Origin of the sequence: Embleya sp. NPDC020630 (genome assembly GCF_044334985.1) — a bacterium.
Taxonomy (GTDB): Bacteria; Actinomycetota; Actinomycetes; order Streptomycetales; family Streptomycetaceae; genus Embleya.
The window spans coordinates 231,497-249,136 of sequence record NZ_JBIRUB010000004.1 but is presented as its reverse complement, the minus strand read 5'-3'; the positions used below and the strand labels follow the sequence as shown (position 1 = coordinate 249,136).

The window sequence follows — 17,640 nt, the reverse complement described above, 5'->3', positions numbered from 1 at the left end:
ACATGGCGTCGGTACAAAGCATCCCGAACCGGCTTTATGTGCGGCCGTGTTCGGGATGGTGAACGAAGAAGCGGCGCGATCGGGCCGGTGCGTCGGGGCCGGGCGTGACCATACGACGAACGGGCCGGCGGCGATTCGCCACCGGCCCGTCGGGTCACCGGGGTTGCCGGATCACCAGGTGTAGATCGGCTTTCCGTTGCGGTCCTTGGCCTCGGTGTAGACCTTCATGCACGCGCCCTCGTCGGCACCGTTCAACGCGGCCGAATCCTTGGGGAGTTCGCCCGCCGGCGGAGGCGGCGGGGCGGACGGAGGTGCGGAGGTCGTGCTGCTCTTGCCGCCCTTGAAGGTCGCCTCCGAGCCCCAGTCGGTGCCGATCTGGACCGTGATGTGCGTCGCGTTCGGCTGCGCGGACAGGGCGCTCGCCGGCAGGCCGAGCGAGTCCGCGACGGCCTGGGCCTGGTCCTTGGCGTCGGCCGGGTGGATCACCGTACTGGTCTGCCGCTTGAGCGGGGTCGAGTCCCGGACGGCCTTGGTGAAGCCCTGGGCGATCAGCCGGTCGGTGACCAGGCCCGGCAGGCTCGTCCTGGTCGTGCCGTTGACCACCGTGACCCGGACCGCGGCCTTGTCCAGGGTCGGGGCGGGCGGCGCATCGGGCGTGGTCGGCGGGTTGGTCTCGCTACCGGGCGGCGGGCCGTTCTTGTCGAAGGCCACATCGGAACGCACCATCTTGAACAGGGTTTCCGCCGATGCGGCCGGGACAAGGTGCTCGTTCGGCGCCTGCGGGTCCGGCGCGTGCGGCATCGTCGTCATGGTGATCCGGTTGGTGTTCACCTTGTTCAGCGTGTTCGCGAGCGAGGTCAGCTTGGGGATCCCGTTGAGGCCGTCGTCCACGGTCAGTGCCTTGGAGGCCGCGTCGGCGACCTTGAACAGCTTGATCGGGTTGGTGATCGTGCTGTTGGACTTGAGCGTGCGCACCATCGAGTTGAGGTACATGTGCTGCGCGTGGGTGCGGCCGACGTCGCCGCCGTCCTCGAAGGCGTGCCGGGTGCGCAGCCACTTCAGCGCGTCCTCGCCCTGGATGTTGTGCTTGCCGGCGGTCAACTTCAGGTGCGAGCCGTACTCGTGCCGCACGCCGTTGACGTACTCGATCTGCTCGTCCTGGATGTTGGACTGCACGCAGACCTCGACCCCGCCGACCGCGTCGGCCATCGAGACCACGCCCGAGAAGGTGACCATCATGAAGTGGTCGATGTGGATCTTGGTGAGCGACTGCCAGGTCCCGACCACGCAGCCGGGTCCGCCGCGGCCCAGTGACTCGTTGATCGTGGTGTTGATCGGGTTGAACCGCTGCTTGGTCTTCGGGTCGGTGCAGGTCGGGACCTGCACCCGGGTGTCGCGCGGGATGCTGATCACCGACGCGTTGCTCCGGTCCGCGGACACGTGCAGCAACATCTGTACGTCGGCGCGCGGCGGTCCGCCGTCGCACGCGCCGCCGAGTTTGCAGTCGTTCGGGTTGTCCCGGCCGTCCGAGCCGATCATCAGGATGTTCATCGGGGTGCGCCCGAACGCGTCCGGGGCCTCCTTGGGCACGTCCACATCGCTGATGTTGAGCTTGCTGTGTTTTATGTTGCCGTTCAGCTTCTGATAGATCACGAAGCCGGTGATCCCGATCGCGACCAGCGCCAACGACAAGACGATCGCGGTGATCTTGAGCTTGCGGAAGCGGCGCGGCTTGCCGTGGCCGGTGGGCTTGGCCTTGCGTCCGGAGCGGGTGCGGGCGCGGCCCCGGCCGTCGGCGCGCCGGGGGCGCGGTACGCCCGCACCGGTGTCGTCGGCTCCGGCCGTCTCGGGGTCGCCCTCGACCGCGGAATCGGTGGGCACGACCGGGTCGGGGGACGCGGACTCGGGAGTACGCCGGCGGTGCCCGCCGTGCTCCGGAACGGAATTCAAACCAACCCCCGAGAGTGCTGTCGTCGGACCGACGCCGCGTTGCCGCAGACTGGCTCGACACCGTATCGGGCGGCCGGAACGGACCGTACATGTACCGGTCGCGGATCATTGTGCGCCGGTGGCCTTCGGGAAGACGGACGATCCCGGGCGCGGGACGGTTGCAGCGCGGATTGTCCCGGATGCCGGGGAAGGGTGGCCCGGCGCCGGTTGCGCGGGGCCGGAAAGACGAGGGACGGCGCCGCCCTCGGGGGGAGGGGGCGACGCCGTCGTCTTCGGGTCGGTGAACGGGATCACCTCTCGGCGGGTGGCACACCGCGATTCCAGCCGAACGGTAACTCGCGGCGGCAATGATTGGGCCCGGGGACACCCGCTCACCGACTGCTCGGTACAACGAGCGAGCCGCCGGGGTCATTCCCGGCGATTTCGGCGCGTATTCGGCGGGGTTGGAAGACACGCCCTATGCGGCGCCGGGGTCGAGTCGGCGGGCGTTCGATCCGGCCGGGCGCTGCTCCAGACCGGCGAGCAGCAGGTCCAGGCCCGCCCGGAACTCGTCGGACGGTGAGCTCTCGGCCGCCGCGCCGGCGATCTCGATCAGGTACGGGAAACGGTCGGCGGGCAGCGCTCGGGCCCGGTCGGTGATGGCCCGCACGTCCTCGTCGGGGGCGATCGAGAGCGGACCGGCGAGTTCGGCCTGGGCGAAGCCGGTGACGAAGCCGGTCACGGTGCGGAAGGCGTACAGAAGTTCGGCGCCTCGGCGACCGCTGCGGGCCAGGGCGCGCAGCAGGGCCTCGCCGTGTACGAGGGTCGCCTCGTCGGTGATCCGGCGGGTGAGGATGAGCGGGATCACGTCCGGGTGGGCGCGGACGGCGCGCCAGTTCGCCTCGGCCAGCCGGCGGACCTCGGCCTGCCACTCGTCCGCCTCGGCGCCGGGTTCGGTCGCGGGGAGCGCGTCCGCCAGGACGGCCTCGACGAGCAGTCCCTCCAGGCCCTCCCGCCCGTCCACGTAGTTGTAGATGGTCATCGCCCCGGTGCCGAGTGCCGCCGCGAGGCTGCGCATGGTCAGCGCGGCCAGGCCGTGCGTGTCGACCAGGGCCAGGGCCGCGGTGCGCAGTTGTTCGCGGCTGAACTTTCGGGGCGCGGGCATGCTGCTCCTCCTTGACGCACGTACATCGTACGTGTTCGACTGAGACTGTTCACGTACAGAGTACGTCAATGCGCTGCCGGCGTGTTCCCCGGCGTGCTTTTCCCTGGGGCAAGGAGTTTCGATGACGTATGTCGACCTGTTCGAATCCGCGGTGCGATTGGCCGAAGTCGGTGGTCGGATCGAGGTCGGGGAGCGCCGGATGACCGGGGACGCGGCCGGCCGGCAGGTGGCCGTCTTTCGTGTGGAGACCGACGCCGACCCGCATGCTGATCTGTGGGAGATGCACCCGTCCTCGGATGAGGTGGTGTGCGTGTGGTCGGGCGGGCTGCGGATCGTGCTGCGCGGCGTGGTCCATGACGGCGAGGAGTCGCCGGTGGCGCTCGGGCCCGGCGGGGCATTCGTGGTGCCGCGGGGGCGCCGGCACCGGCTGGAGGCGGACGGGCCCGCCGAGGTGATGTCCGTCGGGGTGCGTGCCGGCACGCTCCTGGAGCCGCGCGCCGACGGGGTCGGGGTGCGGGGATGACCGGGGTGAGGGGTGGGACGACGACCGGGGCGACCGGGACGATCGTGGCTTCGGGTGGGGCGGGGCGGGGGCGGCCGAGTACCCGGTTGTTGCTGCTGGTCGTGTTGACCGTGCAGTTCACCGTCGCGTTGGACATGTCGGTGGTCAATGTGGCGCTGCCGGACATCCGTGACGACTTGGGCTTCGGTGTCGACGGGCTGCCGTGGGTGGTCAACGCGTATGCGCTGAGCTTCGGCGGGTTGTTGATGCTCGGAGGGCGCGTCGGCGACCTGGTGGGTCGGCGGCGCACGCTGATCGGCGGCCTGACCGTGTTCGGCCTGGCCGGGCTGGCGGGCGGCTTCGCCTCCTCGCCCGCGGCGCTGATCGCGGCCCGTGCGGTACAGGGGGTCGGCGCCGCGGCGCTGGCGCCGGTGGCGTTCGCGCTGATCACGGTGACCTTCCCGGCCGGGCCGGCCCGCTCCCGGGCGCTCGGCCTGTGGGGTGCGACGGCGGCGGCCGGGGGTGCGTGCGGGGTGCTGATCGGCGGACTTCTGACCGAGTCGGCGGGGTGGCAGGCGGTGATGTTGATCAACGTGCCGATCGTGGCCTTCGCGCTGCTCGCCGCCCGGCGGCTGCCCGGCGACCGGCCCGCGCGGGGCGCCGGCGGCGGGCTCGATCCGGTGGGGGCGCTGCTGGTCACGGCCGGGGCGACCACACTGGTCCTGGGTGTGGTGCGGGCCGAACGGCAGGGCTGGGGCTCGGCGGTCACGATCGGTACGCTCACGGCCGCGGTGGTGTTGCTTGTTGCCTTCGTCCTGGTCGAACTGCGCGTCGCCACACCGCTGTTGCGGATGGGACTGTTGAGGCGTCGGCCGGTGCTGGGCGCGAACCTGTTCATGATGTTGTTGTTCTCCGGGCAGTTCGCCGCGTTCTACTTCACCTCGCTGTATCTCCAGCAGGTGCTCGGCTACGGTCCGGCCGCCGCCGGGGTGGCGTTCCTGCCCTTCTCGCTCGGGGTGTTGATCGGTTCGGTCCTGGCCACCAAGGTGGTGGCCCGAGTCGGCCTCGGGCGGTTGCTCGCGCTGGGCGGGGTGCTGGTAGGGGTCGGCTTCGGGTGGTTCGGTCTGGCCTTCGACGCGGACGGTACGTTCCTGCGCTCGATCCTGGGGCCGTCGCTGGTGGCGAGCATCGGCGCGGGCCTGTGCTTCGTACCGCTGGGTACCGCCGCCACCTCCGGCGTGGCCGCGCACGAGGCGGGCATGGCGGGCGGGTTGATCAACAGCTCGCGCCAGATCGGTGGTTCGATCGGGCTGGCCGCGCTGGTCACCCTGGCCGCTTCGGTGACCGGACCCGACGAGGGCGCGTCGAAGCGGGAACTCGCCCACGGCTACGCGGTATCGCTCGGTGCGGCGGGTGGATTGCTGCTGGTCGCCGCGGTGGTCGCGGTGCTGCTGGTGCCGACGAAGTCCACGGTGACGTAGGAGAGTTCGGGCACGGCGTCGGGGTCGTCGAGGTGCGTGATCCTGCCGGGTCGTGGTGAAAAGACCTGTTGGTGGGTGTGCGGCACCGGCGGGCGCGGGCAGGATTGACGGAGTGTGGCAGGTCGCGTACCTGCCGGTGACCGGGACGTCCGCGGGTCGAACGGCGGTGCGGGCGCGCGGAGTCGACTGCGAAGGGGGCGGCGATGGGTGTGCTCGGGCGGGTGTGTCGGCGGGTGGGGACGGTGGTGGTCGCGGCCGGGGTCGTGATGCCGCTGGGGGTGGTGGTCGCGGCGCCGACGAGTGCGGCGCCTACCGCGTGTACCTCGCGGACCGGGCCGTATCAGCGGCAGGTGGAGGCGGCGCTCGGACTGCCCGTGGACGGGTGGGAGTCCGCGGCCGACTGCCGGGCCATCCGGACGTACCAGGCCGACAACGGCATTCGCCCGGCGGCCGGTTACGCCGGTCCGGTCACCTACACGGCGCTCAAGCGGCGGTCCGCCGGCGGGGAGGGCGGGTGTCCGACCGATGTCGGGCGGATCGCGTGTGTGGACCTCGGCCGGCAGGTCAGCTGGATCCAGGACGGCGCGAAGCGGGTGTACGGGCCGGTGCAGATCCGTTCGGGGCGGGCCGACTTCGCCACCCGCACCGGGCTGCACAAGGTCTACTACCGGGCGCTGAACCACTGGTCGACGCTCTACGACGTGGCGATGCCGTACAGCCAGTTCTTCGACGGCGGCATCGCCTTCCACGCGATCGACGGCTCGGTCACCTCGCCGCCCGGTTCGCACGGCTGCGTCAACATGCGGCCGGCGGACGCGAAGGCCTACTGGGACCTGCTGCACACCGGCGACGAGGTGTACGTGTACGGCCGCAAGTCGGGTACCTGATCGCCGAGTCGTGCCTTCCCCGAGTGGCCGGCGGGGAAGGCGGTGGCGGTGGTCAGACCGCGCGCAGCGCGCCCGGGTGGCGGCCGGTGACGTGGTCGAGCGCGGCGGAGGTGGGTTCGTCGCAGGGGAGGTAGACGACCAGCGTCTGGTCGACGTCGGCGAGGTCCAGGATCTCGCGCTCCAGGCGCAGTTCGCCCGCCTCCGGGTGGGCCAGCCGCTCCACGCCGACCCGGCGCGGCGGGGCGGCCGGCGCGGCCAGTCGGCGGCTGAACACGGTGCCGGCGGTGATCGCGAGGCCGTCCAGGAAGTCCTGGACGTAGGGATCGGCGAACGAGGCGGCCGTGCGCAGGATCGCGGCGTGTTCGTCGGCTATCCGCTCCCAGTCGGGGTAGGTCGCGCGGGCCCGGGGATCGGTGAACACGTAGCGCACCAGGTTGGGTTGGTCCGGGTCGAGGATGCCGAGGGGGCGGGCCAGCCGCTCGTAGCCGTTGGTGAACGCCAGGACGTCGCCGAGCCGGTCGACCAGCAGCGCTGGAGCCGGTTCGAGCCGATCGAGCAGGGCGCGAACGGTGGGCCGGATCGTGCGTGTGGGCGGCTCGACCGCCGCGTACGAGAACGCGTTGCCGCCGGCGGCCCGGGCGAGCAGGCGCACATGGACCCGCTCCTCCGAGGTCAACCGGAGCGCGTCGGCGAGCGCGGCCAGTACCTGGCCGGAGGGGCGTCGGTCGCGCCCCTGCTCCAACCGCGTCAGGTATTCCACGCTGACCCCCGCCAGGCCCGCCAACTCGGACCGCCGCAAACCCGGGCCACGGCGCCGGGGCCCGTCGGGCAGCCCGACTTCGGCAGGCGTGACCGCCGCGCGACGGTCACGGAGGAAGCCACCAAGCTCGTTCTCACTCACGGCCCGAAGTCTAAGGCGCGCCGACACCGGGGCGGTTGCCGCTTGTTGCCGGTGGCGCGCGGGGGTGGGGCCGGCGCGCGCGGTGGGTTGTGTGGGGCGGGGGAGAGGCACGGGGTGAGCGGGGCGGGGCGCGGGGGCGTGAGGTCGAGTGGGGTGCTGCAAGCGGGAGTTGCCGGCGACCGTGACGGGCCGGAGCTGCGGTGAGTCGGTCGGGGGCGTCGGGGGCGTGGGGGGGTGAGTGGGGTGCCGGGGGCGTGAGGTCGGAGGGCGCACGCGGGAGCTGCGGGGGTGGCCGGGTCGGGTCGGGCGAGGTGCCGGGGCTGGGCGGGAGGGTAGGGGCGGGGCGGATGGGGCGGTCCGGCCGTGTGGGGGCCGAGGGCGAGTGGGTCGGCCGAGGTGACGCCGCCCGGCGGGACGCCGCGAGGGGCGTCGGGCAAGGCGGGCGCGGTCGTGGGGCGGCCCGGTGGCGCGGGGCTGCGTGCCTCGGACGGGGCCGCGTGAAACGACGGGTTCGCACGAAGTCGTGGGCGGGGTCGGGGCGGTGGTGGTGGGTGACGGGGCGCCTCGGCGCGGTTGGCCGGTCGGTGGTGGCGGTTTCTGGCGGGGCTGCCTGCTGAGCCGGGCGGGGCGTCGGGGCGTCGGGGCGTGGGTGGGCGAGTGGGCGAGTGGGGTGCCGAGGGTGTGAGGTCGGGGGGTGGTCCGCGCGCCAGAGTTATGGAGGCGCTGCGTGGGTGCGGTTCTGTCAGGGCTGGATCGCCGCCGTGGTGTCGTCGTCGGCGGCCCGGTGGGAGTTGGCGGTGTTGCGGCTTGTCCGGTCCCCGGCGGCGGGCGATTTCGTGGCCGACGTGCCGACGTGCCGACGTGCCGATGTGTGTGTGCGAGGTGCCGGCGGCGGCGTGGGTCGATGCGGGATGGGCGTTCAGGGTGTCGGGCCTGTTCTGCGGTGCGTTGCCCGTCGGTTCGGCTCTCGGGCGTGTCGACTCGGCTCGGTGGCGTTCGCCCGGTGTTCGGCGGCGTGGTCAGGGTGCCGAGGTGGCGGGTGAGCGGGACAGGGGCCGGGGTGGGGCGTCGGGGTCGTGGCGTCGGCTGTGGCGGAGCGAAGGGGGGTGCGGGCGGCGATACCGCCGACCCGTTGGGGTGGCGTCTGGGCCGCTTTGATGTCACGTGACGTCAAGTTGTGGTGCGACCTGCTTGCCATGACGTCATTGTGGCGTCATGATGACGTCATGGACCTCACGCCGTATGTCGACAAGCTCTGCCGTGAACTGGCGGTTGCCGCCGAGGCGAACGGTGCGGAGGCGCGGGCGCTTGCCGAGCGGTTGATCGGGCCGCTCGAATCGGCGACCAGGCTCGCGCTGCTGAGTGCGCTGTCCGCCGCCGCCGACGAGATCAGCCGCGACCTGGCGCCGGGGTCGGTCGACATGCGATTGCGGGGGCTCGACCCGGACTTCGTGGTGTCGCAGGCGGTCGCCCGCTCGTTCGAGGAGGCAGGCGGAGGTGCCTTCGACGACGAGCCGGACGAGCGCCCCGAGCCGCCGCCGGTCGCGTCCGCGCCGGAGCCCGAGGAGGGCGGTACGGCGCGGATCACACTGCGGCTCGCCGAGCACATCAAGCCTCGGATCGAACAGGCCGCCGGTCGGGCGGGCCTGTCCGTCAACGCCTGGCTGGCCCGTACGGTGACCGCCGCGCTCGACCCCGCCGAGGAGCGCGGGCGCGAACGGCGCGGTACGTCGCGCAGCAGGCAGCGGTACACGGGCTGGGTGCGCTGACCCGATGCGCGGCCGGCGCCCCGGGACGCGCCGGAAGGTGGCGCCCGACGGCGGCTGCCGCGAGACGCGCGCCCGATCGGCCCGCGCCGCATGCGTGCCTCGCGGGCGGCGTGTGTGCGCGCAACCAAGTACGCCCCTACGGAGTACGACCTTCAACTCCCCAGGACGGGATGCCATGCCTACTTTCGATACTCCCAAGCCGATCTTCGCCACCGTCGACCTGGTCGTCGGCAGCCTTCGGGTAAGCGCGAGCGACCGCGTCGACACGGTCGTCGAGGTACGCCCCACCGACCCGTCGCACACCGCGTCCGTGCAGGCCGCCGAGCAGACCTCGGTCACCTGCTCCTCGGGGCGACTGTCGGTGCGCGTGCCCAGGAACAAGAGCCGTTCGTTCTTCGGGCGCAGTGCCTCGGTGGACGTGACGATCGAGTTGCCCACCGGCTCCCGGATCGAGGGCCAGGCGGCCGCCGCGGACATCCACGTCGAGGGGCGGGTCGGTGAGACCCGGCTCTCGGTCGCCTCGGGTGACATCCGACTGGATCGCACCGGCGCCCTGCGCCTGAACTCCACCTCCGGTGACGTCTCGGTGGCGCATTCGGTGGGCCACACCGACATCAGCGCGGCGGCGGGCGAGATCCGGGTCGGCAAGATCGACGGCACGGCGGTGGTCCGCAACACCGCCGGCGGCATCTCGCTCGGAGCGGTCAGCGGCGACCTGCGCCTGAACAGCACACTCGGCGACATCACCGTGGACCGGGCGCTGACCACCGTCGGCGCCAAGACCGTGTCCGGCAGCGTCCGGATCGGCGAGGTGGTGCAGGGCGCGATCCGGCTGGAGACCGCGTCCGGCGAGCTGGAGGTGGGGATCCGCGAGGGCACCGCCGCCTGGCTCGACCTGAACTCCATGGCCGGCAAGGTGCGCACCTCGTTGGACTCGGTCGACGGCCCGGCGCCGACCGACGACACGGTCGAGGTGCGTGCCCGCACGCTTTCGGGTGACATCGTGATTCGTCGGTCCTGACGTCCGAGGCACGCAGCGGAGAGGACAGCTCATGTGGGCCGAACCCGAAGTGTCCGGCAGCGTCTGGCCGTTGCCGCATCCGGTGCCGATTCCGTTGCTGTGCGCGGTACTGATCCTCGCGGCCCTGGCGCCGTTGGAGCGGTGGCGTCGGCAGCGGGAGATCGCGCAGCGTCGCGCCGATCGACTCGCCGGTCGGGAGGTCGCGCCGGTGGGCGCCCGATCCGCCGTGCCATGTGGCGCCATGCGGTCGGATGCGCGATCGGGCGCTCGATCCCCAACTCGGTCCGGTGCTCGGTCCGGTGCTCGATCTGCGACACGCGTGATCGGGCAAATGTCGGAATCAAGGACAATTACGACGGAACATGGGGGCGAATCGCGGCGTACGGCCGCTACGAACCCGCAGGGAGTACTCATGCCCGTGACCGCCGACCTCGACAAGCTGCTCGACAAGGCCTACGAGAACAAGACGCTCAGCGAGGTCCTGGCCGCGCCGGTCGCGGGACTTGCCGGGATCACCGACGCGCACGCCGAGCACCTGGCGTCGTTGAAGATCACCACCATCGGCGACCTGGGCCGCAACAAGTACTTCCGGTGGGCCGCGTCGCTCGCCGACCTCCAGGACAGCGGCGCCAAGTAGCCGGGCCGTCGGCGCCGTTGCTCTGCCCGGGGTCAGCCGGCCGGGTCGGTTTCCAGGGCCAGGAGCAGGTCCACCCGGTCCCGGGCAGAGAACAGGTCACGGCCCGTCAGATCCCGTACCCGGCCCATGCGTTGGTGCAGTGCGCTGACGTGTACGCCGAGCGCCCCGGCGCAGCGCTGCCAGGCGCCGTTGGCGGCCAGGAACGCGGCCAGGGTGTCGATCAGGTCGGTGCCGTGTTCCGCGTCGTACGCCCGCAGCCCGCCCAGCACCCGCTCCGCGAACGCGGCGCGCACGGGCGGGGGGACCGCGGTGAGCAGTGCCGGGTAGGCGTCGATCTCGGGGCCTTCGGCCACGGTGAGCCGGCCGGGGCGCGTCCATGCGAGGTCCCGCGCGCCCCTGGCCTCGGCCAATGCCGTCCCCCACGTGGGTGACGTCCCGGCAACGCCGATCGCCAGGCGCTCGGCCCCGAGGAGGGGCTCCCACCAGTCGGCCGCCCTCTCCAGCGCGCGAGCGACGCGCGTCGCGCCGCCGGGGCCGGTTCCGGCCGAGGCGAACACGACCACCTCGGCCTTGCCGACGGCCACCACCCACCGTGCGGTCGGCTCCTCGTCCAGCGCGTGCTCGATCAGGTCGATGACCAGGCGTGCGGTCGCGGCGTCGGCGCCGTGGCCTGCGGCCGAGCAGACGATCGGCGCCGCGTCGGGCGGGAGGCCCGCCGCACTCAGGCGGGCCCGAATCGTGTCCGGGGCCGCGTCCGACTCGACGAGGTCGACCAACTCCCACGCGTGGGCCGCTTCCACGGCCGCCCGCTCGGCGCGCCGCGCATCGCCGAGCACAAAAAGGTCGGCCACACGCGCCAGGGCCTCGTCGGTACGGCGATCCCCACCGCAAACCAGATACCCGACCAGCCCGGCCCCGCGCCCCACGGCAAACACGGTGTCCCCACCCACCAGAACCGGCACCCCACCACCACCCCGAGCCATGACCCGAGCCACCTCCCCACAACCGGACCTGCCAAGGGAACGCCCGCCCGGCGAGCCCTCCCCAAGCGCCGCGACCTCCGCCGGAGCCACCTCTCCGCCACCAGGCTCGCCGAGAGAACCGCCCGCCGGCCGACTCTCCCCGAGCGCCGCCCCCTCCGCCCGAGCACCCGCACCCGAGCGACCCACCACGCGCACCCCCACCACCGCACCGACCCCGCCCGCCCCCACGACGTCGCGCGAACCCGGCCTCCAACGCGGCCCGGCCGAGGCGCGTGCCCCCGCGCCACCGGGCGGTCCCGCGATTTCGCCCGCCTCGCCCGATGCCCCTCGCGGCGGTCGCGCCAACGGCGTCACCTCGGCCGACCCATCCAGCCCCGGTCCCTCACTCGACCGAGAGGCCCCTCCCGCCGCGCCGACCCCGTTCGGCACCACGACGTCGCGCGAGTCAGTCGTTTCACGCGGCCCGGCCGAGGCGCGTGCCCCCGCGCCTGTGGGCTGTCCCGCAGTCCCGCCCGCCTCGCCCGACGGCCCTCGCGGCGGTCGCGCCAACGGCGTCACCTCGGCCGACCCATCCGCCCTCGGCTCTTCGCTCGGCCGGACCGCCCCATTTGCCCCGCCGTCCCTGCTCGACCCCGCCCCGCCGGCGTCGGCCGACCCGTTCCACCCCGTCGCCGTCGTTCCCTCCGGCGTTGGGGTTGCGGTGGCCGAGAGGCGGCCTGATGGGGTGATCACGTGGCAGGGGGCGGCGAGTTCGGTGGACAGTATTGTGAGCAAGGCCTGGGTGTCGGCGCCGTTGGTCAGGGCCGTGAGCAGGCGGGTTTGGCGGCTGGGGGAGTGTTCGGTGGCGGGGTCGGACTCTCGGGCCATGCGGTGGGCGACCACCTCGGCGATGCGGACCGCCGGGATCGAGTGCGGCGCCAGGAACAGCGGCAGGCCGGCCCGAACACAGGCCTCGACCAGGGGATACGGCACATCGTCGGGACCGGGCTCCGCCACCGGCGGCCGGGGCGAGAGCACCAGGGCCGCCGCGCCGTTCGTGGCGAGGGCGCGGACGAGGTGTGCGGTCTCGGCGGGGGACGCGGGCACTTCGCCGGCCACCACGAGTTCGCCACCGGCCAGACCCCGGCCCGGGGTGGTGGGATCGTACGCCGACACGCGCCGCACCTCGCGGCCGAGCCGCCCCGTACCCGCCAGCAGGGCCAGTCGCAGCTCGGGCATGCCCAACAAATCCTCGACCCGCACCGCCGTGCCCCCAAGCCCGTCGCCGTCCATATCGTTCGAATGATCGTATGAACACGCGGCGCTCCGGATAGGGGCCTTCCACCCTTCGGCCGGATCCGGCCGATGCCGACGGCTGCCTCGGCCGCCACGGCAGGCGGCTCTCGGGCCGATCGTCGCCGGGCCGTCCGAGGGAAGACGGCGTGGCGTCGACGACTGTGCCCACTCCCGGCGATGGCCGAAAAGCGCCCCCGCGACGCGCCGGCCCCGCCGCCCATCACACCGGCACGGCCAACCGATATCCCCTCTTCGTCACCGTCTTGACCAGCCCCTTGTGCGGCCCCAGAGCGCTCCGCAGCCGGGCCACCGCGGCCTCGACCGCGTGTTCGTCCGCACTCGCGCCCTGCCAGACGCGGCGCAGCAGTTCCGCGCGGCTGAGCACCCAACCCGGCTTTTCCGCCAGCGCGCGCAACACCGCGGCCGGCACCGGCGACAGTGCGATCACCCCGCCCCGGACCAGCACCGCGTTGCCCTGGAGCACCAGCCGGTCCGTCCCGGTGTCCAGTTCGCGCCGCACCCGCGCCGGCAGCGTCTCGGTGACCGTGCGCACCATCGACCCCAGTCGCCCGCGCTCCGGCCACAACGCCGGCACACCCTCCTCCGACAGCGGCTTCGCGCAGATCGCGCCGATGCACACCGGCAGCACGTCGGCGCGCAGCGCGGTCAGCACCTGCTCGCGCCGACCCGACTCGGCCGCCGCGGCCAAAAACGCGTCGATCGCCGGCGCGCTGGTGAACGTCATCGCGTGCACCTCGCCCCGGACCACCTGCTCGACCAGGCGCCGCACGGCCGCCGGATCCTCCGGCGGCCCCCACCGATACACCGGCAACTCGATCACCTCGGCGCCGCGCTCACGCAGCGCCGCCGCGAAACCCTCCAGCGGCGCGCCGTGTTCCTGCACCGCGATCCGCCGCCCGCGCAGATCGCGCGCCAACAACCAGTGCAGCAACTCGTCGTTGGCCTCCGAACCCGGCGAATACATCTCGCGCAGCCCCGACGCACGCACCGCGCCGGTGGCCTTGGGCCCACGGCTGATCACCGTCGCCGCCGCGCAGACCCGCTGCACCTCGCCGGAACGCCCCCACCCCTCCGCCGCGTTCATCCACCCGCGCCAACCGACCCCGGTGGTGGCCACCACGTAGTCCAGCGGCTCGACCAGGCAGCGCTCGGTCGCCCGGCGCAACTCCCGGTTCTCCCGCAGCGGCACGATGCTCATCGTCGGCGTGCCCACGACCTTCGCGCCCCGGCGCTCCAGGAGCGCGACGAGTTCGTCGCGCCGCCGGGCCGTCGTGATCCCGACCGTGAGCCCGACGAGGGGTTCGGCCGCACCTGTACGAGTAACCATGTCGTGAGATTGACGGACCGGTGTTACGGACGTATTGCCGGGCGATCACCTCGGGGTAAGGCCGCGTGCCCGAATGGCACCCGATCGTGTCGGGCTTCCCACCGTCGCCGGCGCCCCGGGTGAGCCGGCCGTACCGCTCGCGCAACATCGGGGACCAGGACCCGTGACAGCGGCTCGGGACGCTTCGGTGAGCAGCAGGCGCCCGCCCCGTCCCCCCGCCTCGAAGGAGTCCATCCGTGACCGACGCCCAACAGACGCACATGGTTCCGGTCGGCCACGGCATGGTCGGTCAGCGCTTCCTCGAAGCGCTGACCGAGGCCGAGCCGCGACCGCCGGGGCTGCGCATCACGGCGTTGGCCGAGGAGCCCCGGCGCGCCTACGACCGGGTGCACCTGACGTCGTGGTTCTCCGGCACCACGGCCGAGGAGTTGTCCCTGTGCGGCGACGGGTTCGCCGCCGAGCACGGGATCGACATCCGGCTCGGCGACCCGGTCGAGACGATCGACGGCGGCGGCGACCGGGTGTTGCGCCGCAAGATCCAGGACCTGGGCGTGACGGTACACATCGGCGCCGGCACCCGGGCGATCGTGGACCGGGCGGGTCGGGTCGCCGGCATGGTGCTCTCCGACGGCACCGAACTGGCCACCGACCTGGTGGTCTTCTCCGCCGGGGTACGCCCCCGCGACCGGCTCGCCCGCGCGGCCGGGCCGGCGGTCGGCGAACGCGGCGGGATCGTGGTGGACGAGTACTCGGGGGTGAGCGCGGTGCCGGACAGCTGCGTGTTCAGAGCCTTGACCGCGACGGCGAACTCCGGGTCGTGCTCGGGGGCGGGGGAGGGGGCGTTGGTCGCGGTCACGGGCGACTCCCGATCTCGGGCGGCCGATGCGCGTCCCACTCTCTCCCGAAACCGGCCGAGTGGCCGTCGAGTAGTCGGGTGAGTGTCAGGTAGGCGGGCGCGGGCCGTGGGCGCCGGCCGATCCGCGACGCTCGCTCGACGGATTCTCACAGCCCGGGATCGGGGTGTTGAGGCGGCGGGCGCGTTGTGTGGCGGCGTACAAGATGATCCCCGCGATATTCGCGGTCGGACTCGGCCCGGGACCGGCCGCGCGGCGCGCTTCGGGGGCGTTGATGGGTATCGCGGGGGCGGTCGGCGCGCTGGGCGGGGTTCTGGTGAACATCGCGTTTCGCGAGTCGTTTCTGAATTCCGGGCGCGGGGACGCCGCCTATCTGGCGTTCCTGGGGTACTACGCGTTTTGCCTGGTGCTCACGTGGGCGGTGTACCTGCGGTCGGCGGGGCGTCGGTCCGCCCGGATCCGACCGGGTCCCGGACCCGCCGGGCCCGGGGCGACCGGCCGCCGGAACTTCCGGTGCCGGACGCCCCGTCGGGGTGACCGCCCCCTGGTCAGGCCACGGTGCGTGGCTCCTTGGAGCCGGCGACGGCTCGGACGCTCGCCGGCAGATCGCGGCAGCGGCGCACCGGGGACGCCAGGAGGACCGAGCCGGCGGCCGGGATGGCCGCCGCCATGACCCACATGGTGGTACGGACCCCGACCGCCGAGCCCAGCGCACCGGCCAGCACCGCGCCGAGCGGGATGGTGCCGTAGTTGACGAATTGCATGCTCGCGGTGATGCGGCCGAGCAACCGCGGCGGGCAGTACTGCTGTTGGAAGCTCGACTTGATCACATTGCCGGCCACGACTCCGCCGGACATCGCGAACGAGCCGCAGACGAACACGCTCAGGCCTACCCCGGTGGTGGTCAGCGGGATCAGTAGAACCAGGCTCGACACGCCGATTTCGAAGAGCAGGAACGCGCGGGCCGTGCCGATCCGCGACGATATGCGGCGGGAGACGAACGCGCCCGCGACGCCGCCGAGCGCGCCCGCCGCGACCAGGGCGCCGGCCGTGCCCTCGCCGACGCCGACCGTGCGGATCAGGAAGACCAGTTGCATCGACTGGAGGCCGACCAGGCCGAGATTGGACGTGCCGCCGAAGAGGGCGAACGTACGCAGCCACGGGTCGTGCGCGACCAGTCGCAGTCCCTCGCCGATTTCCCGGAGCAGCGAACGCTCCGCGTGTGTGGGGACGACCTGTGCCGGCTCCCGGTGGCGGATGCGGAACAGGCAGACGAATGAGGTCAGGAACGTGCCGGCGTTGACGAACATGCCGTTCACGGCGCCCGCGGCCTGGGCGATCAGGCCGCCCGCGCCGACCCCGGCGATCTGCGCCGCGGACGCGCTTCCGTGCAGTTTGCTGTTGCCCTCGGCCTGGTCGGCCGGGGTGAGGATGCCGGGCAGGTAGGCGGTGTACGCGGTTTGGAAGAACACCGCCGACACCCCCGTCGCCAGCGTGACACTCAGCAGCAGACCGATGCCGAGCAGGCCCGCCCGGTGCGCCGCCGGTACCGCCAGGAACAGGGCGAAGGAGGACGCCGCGGCCGCGAGCATGATCGGGCGGCGGGCCATCCGGTCCACCCAGACGCCGACCGGCAGACCGATCAGCAACCACGGCAGCCAGGCCGCGGCGCTGAGCAGGCCGATCTCGAAGGTGCTCGCGTCCAGGGTCGAGATCGCGATCAGCGGCATCGCCACGCCGGTCACCGATGCGCCGAACTTGCCGGTGGTCTCGCCGAACCACAGGAGGCGGAAATCGTGATGGCGGTGCAGCAGGCCGCTCATGAGGAGTCCTCGTCGGGTTCGGTGGGGGGATCCGGTTCGGTGGTGGTTCGGAGCGACTCGGCCGACTCCGTCGACGTCGTCGCGTCCTTGGGTCGACGCGGGAAGGAATGGAACTGGAGCACGACCGTCGCGGCGCCCGGTTGTTCGGGGCCGCGGGTGGCCTGGTGGATCAGATCGACGACCCGACGGTTGAGTTCGGCCAGCTGGTCGGCGGTCAGTCGTACACCGCTCCAGTCCGAGGCGGTGCGGGCGTTCACCCACTCGGGGCCCATTTCCTCGGCGTCGCCGAAGGATTCGATCAGACGCTCACCCTGCTGTCGGAAGGACTCGCGCATGTAGACGTCGAGTGCGCCCCGGGTCTCCGGGTCCGTGCGGAAATCCGTGGTGCGCAGGTCGCTCGGGTCGACCACGGCGCGCCACCAGCGCTCGCGGCGGGTGCCCCGGTCCGGGGCGTCCTCGATGAAGCCGTGTTCGGCGAGATGGCGCAGGTGCCAGCTGACCGTCCCGGTGCTCTCGCCGACGCGGGCGGCCAGGTGGGTCCCCGTCGCGGGACCGTCGAGGCGCAACATTTCGAGCAGGCGCATGCGTAGGGGGTGGGCGAGGGCGCGCAGGCTGCGGGCGTCGATCCGCCGGCGGGAGTGGTTCACACGCCCACGGTATTACGCAGAGAGTTCTCTGCAAAGGGTTCTCTGCATCTTTTGCAGAGAGCCCTCTGCGAACCTTGGCTCCCGCATCTGCCTCCTCGGCGCCGCGGCCCGCCAAGATCCGCCGGACAGGGCCTGGTGTCCGGCCGCCGCCACCGACGGGGATGCCGGCGGCGCGGTGGCGGTCGGGAGCGGGCTCGGGCTCGGCTGCGGGTCGTGCGAGTCGTGGGTCAGGTGCAGGACGAGGGTCACCAGCAGGCCGATCACGATCACCGTCACCCCGACGAGGGCCTGTACGGTCTCGCGCTGCGGGCGGCGTCGTTTCTCGGACATAGCGCCACGTTAGGCATGTTCGTGGTGGACCGACAGGCAAAGCGCCCGACTTCGCCGAAGGTGTCGCCACCGGGGCCGGCCCCGAACT

General features: G+C 72.6%; 15 protein-coding genes. 7 read left to right on the top strand and 8 right to left on the bottom strand.

Annotated features, from left to right (window positions below; genetic code table 11):
* Positions 1 to 171: 171 nt before the first annotated feature.
* Positions 172 to 1,881, bottom strand: a complete 1,710-nt coding sequence (locus ACH4XV_RS17030; protein WP_395790514.1) for an LCP family protein — start codon at positions 1,879 to 1,881, stop codon at positions 172 to 174.
* 526 nt (positions 1,882 to 2,407) lie between these two features.
* Entirely contained in the window at positions 2,408 to 3,094 is a 687-nt protein-coding gene (locus ACH4XV_RS17025; protein WP_395790513.1) for a TetR/AcrR family transcriptional regulator, read from the bottom strand.
* Between the two features lie 121 nt (positions 3,095 to 3,215).
* On the opposite strand from ACH4XV_RS17025, the gene ACH4XV_RS17020 reads away from it, so the two are divergent.
* From ACH4XV_RS17020 to ACH4XV_RS17010, 3 genes are all read left to right on the top strand, one after another.
* Positions 3,216 to 3,617, top strand: coding sequence for a cupin domain-containing protein (locus tag ACH4XV_RS17020; protein ID WP_395790511.1), 402 nt, complete (start codon positions 3,216 to 3,218; stop codon positions 3,615 to 3,617).
* Complete coding sequence (locus ACH4XV_RS17015; RefSeq protein WP_395790509.1) at positions 3,614 to 5,077, top strand: MFS transporter; 1,464 nt, start codon at positions 3,614 to 3,616, stop codon at positions 5,075 to 5,077. Before ACH4XV_RS17020 ends, ACH4XV_RS17015 begins: the two co-directional genes overlap by 4 nt.
* Before the next feature lie 203 nt (positions 5,078 to 5,280).
* A complete protein-coding gene (locus ACH4XV_RS17010) occupies positions 5,281 to 5,964 on the top strand; it encodes a L,D-transpeptidase family protein (RefSeq protein WP_395790507.1) in 684 nt (227 codons plus the stop codon).
* A gap of 52 nt (positions 5,965 to 6,016) precedes the next feature.
* Here the strand turns inward: ACH4XV_RS17010 and ACH4XV_RS17005 are convergent, their stop codons facing one another.
* The gene (locus tag ACH4XV_RS17005; protein WP_395790505.1) at positions 6,017 to 6,865 is read right to left on the bottom strand and encodes a helix-turn-helix domain-containing protein; all 849 of its coding nucleotides are present in this window, start codon (positions 6,863 to 6,865) and stop codon (positions 6,017 to 6,019) included.
* Between the two features lie 1,226 nt (positions 6,866 to 8,091).
* Between ACH4XV_RS17005 and ACH4XV_RS17000 the strand changes: the two genes are divergently transcribed.
* The 3 genes from ACH4XV_RS17000 to ACH4XV_RS16990 all read left to right on the top strand — a co-directional run bounded on the left by ACH4XV_RS17000 (position 8,092) and on the right by ACH4XV_RS16990 (position 10,292).
* The gene (locus tag ACH4XV_RS17000) at positions 8,092 to 8,634 is read left to right on the top strand and encodes a hypothetical protein (RefSeq protein WP_395790503.1); all 543 of its coding nucleotides are present in this window, start codon (positions 8,092 to 8,094) and stop codon (positions 8,632 to 8,634) included.
* A gap of 175 nt (positions 8,635 to 8,809) precedes the next feature.
* The gene (locus ACH4XV_RS16995) at positions 8,810 to 9,655 is read left to right on the top strand and encodes a DUF4097 family beta strand repeat-containing protein (RefSeq protein ID WP_395790501.1); all 846 of its coding nucleotides are present in this window, start codon (positions 8,810 to 8,812) and stop codon (positions 9,653 to 9,655) included.
* 412 nt (positions 9,656 to 10,067) lie between these two features.
* Positions 10,068 to 10,292 (top strand): hypothetical protein, encoded by a 225-nt coding sequence (locus ACH4XV_RS16990; RefSeq protein ID WP_078974137.1) that lies wholly within the window; start codon positions 10,068 to 10,070, stop codon positions 10,290 to 10,292.
* A gap of 32 nt (positions 10,293 to 10,324) precedes the next feature.
* On the opposite strand, the gene ACH4XV_RS16985 is transcribed toward ACH4XV_RS16990, so the two are convergent.
* Together ACH4XV_RS16985 and ACH4XV_RS16980 are read right to left on the bottom strand one after the other, a co-directional pair.
* Complete coding sequence (locus tag ACH4XV_RS16985) at positions 10,325 to 12,493, bottom strand: helix-turn-helix domain-containing protein (RefSeq protein ID WP_395790499.1); 2,169 nt, start codon at positions 12,491 to 12,493, stop codon at positions 10,325 to 10,327.
* 277 nt (positions 12,494 to 12,770) lie between these two features.
* Positions 12,771 to 13,898, bottom strand: coding sequence for a uroporphyrinogen-III synthase (locus ACH4XV_RS16980; protein ID WP_395790497.1), 1,128 nt, complete (start codon positions 13,896 to 13,898; stop codon positions 12,771 to 12,773).
* A 236-nt stretch (positions 13,899 to 14,134) separates the two neighbouring features.
* Here ACH4XV_RS16980 and ACH4XV_RS16975 point away from each other — a divergent pair, with 236 nt between their 5' ends.
* Positions 14,135 to 14,836: an FAD-dependent oxidoreductase gene (locus ACH4XV_RS16975; protein WP_395790495.1), complete on the top strand. Its 702-nt coding sequence runs from the start codon at positions 14,135 to 14,137 to the stop codon at positions 14,834 to 14,836.
* Between the two features lie 464 nt (positions 14,837 to 15,300).
* Here ACH4XV_RS16975 and ACH4XV_RS16970 read toward each other — a convergent pair whose 3' ends face one another.
* Genes ACH4XV_RS16970 through ACH4XV_RS16960 form a run of 3 tightly spaced genes read right to left on the bottom strand, consistent with a single transcriptional unit; the run spans position 15,301 to position 17,552 of the window.
* The gene (locus ACH4XV_RS16970; RefSeq protein WP_395790493.1) at positions 15,301 to 16,575 is read right to left on the bottom strand and encodes an MFS transporter; all 1,275 of its coding nucleotides are present in this window, start codon (positions 16,573 to 16,575) and stop codon (positions 15,301 to 15,303) included.
* Positions 16,572 to 17,222 carry an ArsR/SmtB family transcription factor gene (locus ACH4XV_RS16965; protein WP_395790491.1) on the bottom strand — a complete coding sequence of 217 codons (651 nt, stop codon included), beginning with the start codon at positions 17,220 to 17,222 and terminating at the stop codon, positions 16,572 to 16,574. The genes ACH4XV_RS16970 and ACH4XV_RS16965 overlap by 4 nt, the downstream gene beginning before the upstream one ends.
* A gap of 12 nt (positions 17,223 to 17,234) precedes the next feature.
* Positions 17,235 to 17,552: a hypothetical protein gene (locus ACH4XV_RS16960; protein ID WP_395790489.1), complete on the bottom strand. Its 318-nt coding sequence runs from the start codon at positions 17,550 to 17,552 to the stop codon at positions 17,235 to 17,237.
* Positions 17,553 to 17,640: the final 88 nt, after the last annotated feature.